The sequence below is a fragment of the Caballeronia sp. dw_19 genome (genome assembly GCF_018449515.1).
Classification (GTDB): domain Bacteria; phylum Pseudomonadota; class Gammaproteobacteria; order Burkholderiales; family Burkholderiaceae; genus Caballeronia.
On the sequence record NZ_JAAVUQ010000098.1, the window covers coordinates 1 to 1,284 of the forward strand.

Genomic DNA, 1,284 nt, shown 5'->3' on the forward strand with positions numbered 1-1,284 from the left:
CTTAGAAGCGGTGACGCATGCCCACCGCGACGACCGTCTGATTGGCGGTTGAGGACGGCGACAACGTGTTGATCGACGCAACGTTCGCACCGAAGTTGCCGAGTTCACCCGATGCGTGCTGATACACGCCTTCCAGATACACGTCAGTACGCTTGCTCAGCGAGTAATCGCCTTGCAGCGATGCTGTTTGCCACTTCGGATCGCCCGAACCGTTCGAACCCGATACCTTGCCGTCGGTGAACGTGTATGCAGCAGCAAGGCTTATGGCCGGCGTCAGCGCATAACGGCCATTCACTTCGTAGTTGTCCATATGCAGGTTCGTGCCGGCCACGCCTGGCAGCGTCGTGCCGCCGACGTTCACGCCGGTGATGCCATCCAGTTGCGTATGCGTGTACACGAGACCGACGTTAGCCGGGCCGTAAGCGTAGTTAAGTCCGGCGCCGTAGGTGCGTTGCTGTTGTGCGGCGATCGCTGCCGTGCCGTCACCTTGTGATATAGCGCCACCCACGTTGTTGCTGCCTGAGTTGTTCAGTTGCAGGTAAGCGGCTGCGACGCTCAGCGGACCATTGCCATACGAAGCACCTGCGCTCCATGCACGATTGTTCGAGAATTGGCCGGCTGCGTTGCTGAAGCCATAGAGGCCGCCGAACTTCACGCCGCCGTAGTTCGCGCTCTGGTACTTCACTGCGTTCTTGACCGAGAACGAGTTGTCGAGGTTGTCGTTATCGAACGGGTGAGCGGCAAGGTTGTTGCCATAGCCTGCGCCGGCCTCCGACAGCGGCGCCAAATAGTCGACCACCGAGTCGTATTGACGGCCCAGCGTCACCGTACCGTACTGGTTGCTTTGCAGACCGACGAAAGCCTGACGATTGAAGATCGTATTGTTTTCGCTGAACTGGCCGTTGTTCAGGTTGAAGCCGCTTTCCAACGTGAAGATTGCGTGCAGACCGCTGCCCAGATCTTCACTGCCGCGCAAGCCGAAGTACGTGTTCGATACCGAGCCGCTGCCTTGTTGCCAGTTGCTATGGCCGCCCTGGTTGTTTGCAAACACAAGGCCGGCATCTAGCGTGCCGTAAAGCGTGACGCTGCTTTGTGCGTGAGCGGTGATGGCGAACACGCTCATGAGGCTCGCGGCGATGAGGGTTTTCTTCATGATTTTTAAAGCTCCGAAACATTGCGACAGAATCATATTCAAGTAATCGCCGATGATCTATTGGCGATCCGCTGCGCAGTGTATTCCCGCGGATGAATTCCCTTTAGGCGCGTCTCACGCAATAATGTTTT

The 1,284-nt window shown here is 57.4% G+C and carries 1 protein-coding gene; it reads right to left on the minus strand.

Annotated elements, in window-relative coordinates; all coding sequences use genetic code 11:
• Position 1 precedes the first annotated feature (1 nt).
• Entirely contained in the window at positions 2–1,153 is a 1,152-nt protein-coding gene (locus HB376_RS40565) for a porin (protein ID WP_213769304.1), read from the minus strand.
• Positions 1,154–1,284: the final 131 nt, after the last annotated feature.